Genomic DNA, 4,464 nt, shown 5'->3' with positions numbered 1-4,464 from the left:
GAGTCCTTTCGCGGTAGCGGGACGGAGTCCCCTTGGGATCCCGGTGGCAACAAGATATCAAGATTTAAGACTGCGATTATGGCTTCCCGCAAGAATCAACTGGCTATTGACAATGACGAGCTGATGCGTCGGGTAGAGGCTCTGATCAACGCTTCCAAAAATCGCTATCGCATCACGGTACAGGTGGCCAACCGCGCCAAGCGCCGCCGCTACGAGGATCCGGATGATATAGAAGATGGCTGGATGAAGCCAATCCGCCGCGCCGTCATCGAAATGTCGGATGAGCTGACCGAGCCGGAAATCATCGGCGATGAGTAGTCACTAGACTTGCGGCCTGCTGGCGCGACCGCCCTGTTGAAACTGCTAGCCGGCTGAGCGGCTAAGGGTAGAAGCTTTCGGCAGCCGCCTATTTTGTCAATTTGTCAAGTCGCTTGGAACGGGATCCCTTTCCCGCAGGCGAGCCTCGAGCCGCGATTCCATTAGGTGCAGCAGGCGGTGGGTCTCCTCTGGGCTGAGACCCTGGATGCGCATCTCCAAGGGGCTGTGGAACCAGAGGGTCTGCTGTGGGAAAGGAATCTGGATCCCTGCTTGATCGAAGGCGTGCTTGAGGCGACGGCGGTATTCCCGCGCCACCCTCCACTGCTGCAGGGGCTGCACCTTGATCCAAATGCGCAGCGTGATCCCCCGCTCCCCCAGATCATCGACACCGTGCATTTCGGGGGGCTCGAGGATTTTTTCCCGCCAAGCTGGCTCCCGGTACATCTGCAGAGCCACCTGCTCGGTGATGCGTATTGCCTGTTCCAGATCGTTTTCATAGGCAATCATGATCCCCAGATCCACCCGTGACCAGCCGTTGGAGAGGTTCTCCACCACCCGGATGGCACTGTTGGGAATGGAGATCAAGCTGCCTTCGGTGTTGCGCAACTGGGTTAGCCGCAGATCCATGTGTTCCACGAGGCCGCCCCGCCCGTCCACCACGATCACATCCCCTTCGGCAAATTGATCTTCGATCAAAATCAACAGCCCATTGATCACGTCCTTAATCAGATCCTGAGCAGCCAGGGAAATCCCCAGCCCAATAAAGCCTAGGCTGGCCACTAAGGGGCCAATATTGACCCCCACCGAGGCCAGGCCAGCCAGGGATCCAAGCAAAACCAGGGTAGTGGCTGCAGCTCCTTTAGAGACGCTGGCAAAGGTGCTGAGGCGTTTGCTGAGGCGATAGGTGGGGGCATTTTGCTCTTGGCGCAGGGCAGCAAAGAGGTTATCGAGTACCAGTCCACTCAGCCAAACACTGCCATAGGTGGCCAGGCCCACCCCTACCAACCGCAACAGAGGGCCGCGCAGCGAAACCAGGAAAAACGTTTGCAGGGGTCGCGTTTGCGGGAAAAGGCCCAAGCTCACCCCAACTCCGCCCACCCACAGGCCAATTTGCACCAGGCGCAGCAGGCGAATTTGCAGCTCCAAGTAGGATTCCTGCCGTTTGCGTCCGGCCTGTTGTTCGACCAAGACGGGATCCACGCCCGGCTGCTCTTCCCCCGCTAGGCGCTCCTGAATCTCTGCTTGGATGGCCTGGTATTCCGTCTGCAGGGCATCGCGTTTTTGCTGCAGCCGTCGCCGTTTTCGCTGGCAGAGCTGGCTCAGGCTCCCTACCACAGCCAGGATGCCGAGGGCAATCACCGCTTGGCGGCGCAAAAATGGCGGCTGCCGCTCCCGTTGCGAAGTGCGCAGCGCTTCCTCAACAATGCCGGCTACCTGCTCAGCCCAGTCCATGGGTTGGGCGCCCTGGAATTGAGCATCGAGGGAGGTGATGGTCAGCAAATGTCGCCCATTCACCCGGATAACAGGCTGGTTGGTCTGGCCGTCCAGGGTGACTTCAACCTGCAGCGCCTCTGGATCGAATCCGGCGCTGGCCAACTGGTGCAGGGTTTGTTCAATGGAGCGTACCCGCTGCAACACCGGCGGCAGGCTGCCGGGATCCCCCTGGGGAGCAGTAACCACAAACAAATGCCGCCCATCCAGCGTCACGGCCTTCGCCTGGATAGAAGAGGTGGGGAGGCTAAGCGCTTGCCGCAGCTCTTCTAGGGCATCCAAACGGTTGAGCAAAGGCAGGTTGGGGGCGGTGCCGTTGTTTTCAGCAGTTTCCTGCCCCCATGCGGGCCTGATTATGGGGGATAGGGCAAGAGATGCACTGAAAAGGAGAGGCCAAAACAGGGATCCCGTTTTCCCCGGCTTCGGCTTGTCTACCGATCGCAGTTTGTGCAGCATGAGCCGTTCGCGTCAGCGGTGCGAAGCACTTGAACAACCTCACTCCAGAAAGAAGAAGGCAATCCCAAGGATGGCGTAGGTGGCCAAGAGCAGTAGCCCTTCCAGCCAGTTGGATCGCCCATCGCTGCTAACGGAATTGATCAGCAGCACCGAGACGGCAATGGCCACCAACTCTACCATGCCGAAGTTGAAGTTCATGGGCTGATGCAGCACATCCCCGGCCAGCACCAGCAGAGGTGCCACAAACAGGGCAATTTGCATCGTCGAGCCCAGCGCCACCGAGAAGGAGAGATCCATCTTGTCTTTCATGGCCACCGTGATCGCCGTCGCATGCTCTGCCGCGTTGCCGATGATCGGCAACAAAATCACCCCCATAAACAGCGGCGTCATGTGAAAGTGTTCCAGCGTATCCTCTAGAGTGCTCACCAACAGTTCCGACTCCAGCGCCACCAGCACCGTCAACCCCAAGAGGATCGGCACCCAAAACCCCAAACCGGCCCGCTCAGGTGGAGCCGTCAGCACTTGGGGAATGGATCCCTCCGCCTGCAAAACCGGATTGGGGGCCAGGCGACTGGCCGCCTCATCTTCTGCGGCTTCCGCTTCGTGAAGGGTGTAGAGGTAGCTGTGGGTTTTGAGGGAAAACAGCAAAGTAAGACCGTAAACCCCGATCAGCACCAGGGCTACCGCCGTGGATAGCTCTTGGATGGAGATCTCCCCCAAGTTGGCATCGGCATAGGTGACCACACTGGGCAAGATCAAGGCCACCACCGCCAGGTTCATCACCGAGGCATTCATGCGGGCCACCTCGGGTCGAAAGCTCTGCTCCCGAAACTTGATCCCGCCCAAAAACATGGCCAAGCCGGTCACCAGGAGCAGGTTACTGATGATCGCGCCGGTGATGGAGGCTTTTACCACATCCACCAGCCCCGCCCGCAGTGCCACCAAGCCGATGATTAACTCCGCCGCATTGCCAAAGGTGGCGTTGATCAGCCCCCCGACTGTCGGCCCTGTCAAGGCTGCAATCTCTTCCGTGGCCTGACCCATAAACTTTGCCAAGGCCACCACCGCCAAAGCCGCACAGAGGAAGACCAGGTTGGGATCCCAGCCCCGGAAGTGCCCCACCCAAGATAGGGGAACCCCCAACAGCAGCAGGAACATTATGCTGTTCAGACCTCTCTGCCAACCTGCCGCAGAGCGATCCGGCGAAACCAAAGGATTTGCGTTAGCCAGGGTCATGGTTCACAAGGGGAGAAAAGGTAGCGACGATGGAGGCTGTTTGGGTTTCGGGGAGCCAGATCCCCCATGGCCAGGAGTGACCATCTCCAAGAGTCTAACGGCTGCGAGGGGAGGTTGGATAGGTGCTGCTGGCTAGAGGGAGATAACCCGGTTGCGCTGCAACTGCCGGGCGATCTCGGCTCCCAATTGATCGGACAGATGCTGGGGATCGGCGATTTTCAAAAAACTGCTGCCCTCTACCTCAAAGGGAAAGGATCCCTCGATGCCGTCGCGGGGGAGTTGTACCAGCAGCAATTGTTCAGGGCGCTTCGATTGCAGGGCATAGCCCAACTCCAGACAGACCTGGGGGCTGGGTAGGGGACGCCCCCGGCCATTCACCTGCACAGGGGTTACATCGGCCACCACCAGCAGCGCGTGCTTGAGCTTGCGAATCAAGGCCGCATCGATGAGCGGGGTCTCAGCCTCAGCGGGAAGGGATCCCTGCAGCTGCAGGGGCACGACCGGTCTGTGGTCGCGATTGAGGGTCTCTACCACGGCTTGCAATGCCCGGTGCAGAGTGGCGCTGGAGTTGGGGTAATCCGATTGGCCGCAGAAGTAGATGACGGGCTCGGTCATGTTCAGAGTGGCCCGCTTATTAAAGTAGATCTCACGGCTGATCAAATCCAGGTTGGAGATGCTGTAGGCGCCGCTGCCCTCGATGTAAAACTCCACCAGCTCTCCTTCCAGGTAGCGCTGCCACCACAGGGAAGCCTTCACCTGCTCCACATCGTCGAGAAAGTCGGCCCGCATCGCCGTCTTCAAGAGGCCGGTACGGCTCAGGCGCAGGTCGGGGGCCCTCTGTTGGACTTGAGAAGCAGACAACACCGAATCCAAATACCAGGCTTTCAGGACGATGATCGCCATGGGATCCCTCTGCGCTCAGCCTTAAAGGTACGTGACATACTCCCACACTCATGCTGACGC

The 4,464-nt window shown here is 59.3% G+C and carries 4 protein-coding genes; 1 reads left to right on the top strand and 3 read right to left on the bottom strand.

The window, feature by feature from the left end:
• Nucleotides 1-78 precede the first annotated feature (78 nt).
• A complete protein-coding gene (locus NW815_RS11355) occupies nucleotides 79-318 on the top strand; it encodes a DNA-directed RNA polymerase subunit omega (protein WP_011433877.1) in 240 nt (79 codons plus the stop codon).
• A gap of 96 nt (nucleotides 319-414) precedes the next feature.
• Here NW815_RS11355 and NW815_RS11350 read toward each other — a convergent pair whose 3' ends face one another.
• The 3 genes from NW815_RS11350 to NW815_RS11340 all read right to left on the bottom strand — a co-directional run bounded on the left by NW815_RS11350 (nucleotide 415) and on the right by NW815_RS11340 (nucleotide 4,404).
• Entirely contained in the window at nucleotides 415-2,265 is a 1,851-nt protein-coding gene (locus tag NW815_RS11350; RefSeq protein ID WP_414391101.1) for a mechanosensitive ion channel family protein, read from the bottom strand.
• Between the two features lie 39 nt (nucleotides 2,266-2,304).
• Nucleotides 2,305-3,423, bottom strand: a complete 1,119-nt coding sequence (gene cax, locus NW815_RS11345) for a calcium/proton exchanger (RefSeq protein WP_414416022.1) — start codon at nucleotides 3,421-3,423, stop codon at nucleotides 2,305-2,307.
• A 210-nt stretch (nucleotides 3,424-3,633) separates the two neighbouring features.
• Nucleotides 3,634-4,404, bottom strand: a complete 771-nt coding sequence (locus tag NW815_RS11340; RefSeq protein ID WP_414389808.1) for a hypothetical protein — start codon at nucleotides 4,402-4,404, stop codon at nucleotides 3,634-3,636.
• Nucleotides 4,405-4,464: the final 60 nt, after the last annotated feature.

The sequence above is a fragment of the Synechococcus sp. R6-7 genome (assembly GCF_047461695.1).
Lineage (GTDB): Bacteria > Cyanobacteriota > Cyanobacteriia > Thermostichales > Thermostichaceae > Thermostichus.
Note: the sequence above shows the minus strand (reverse complement) of the source record. Positions and strands in the feature narration are given on the sequence as shown.

Coding starts and splice junctions, on each gene's coding strand:
- NW815_RS11355 (WP_011433877.1), top strand. CDS start 79: ATGGCTTCCCGCAAGAATCAACTGGCTATTGACAATGACGAGCTGATG.
- NW815_RS11350 (WP_414391101.1), bottom strand. CDS start 2,265: ATGCTGCACAAACTGCGATCGGTAGACAAGCCGAAGCCGGGGAAAACG.
- cax (WP_414416022.1), bottom strand. CDS start 3,423: ATGTTCCTGCTGCTGTTGGGGGTTCCCCTATCTTGGGTGGGGCACTTC.
- NW815_RS11340 (WP_414389808.1), bottom strand. CDS start 4,404: ATGGCGATCATCGTCCTGAAAGCCTGGTATTTGGATTCGGTGTTGTCT.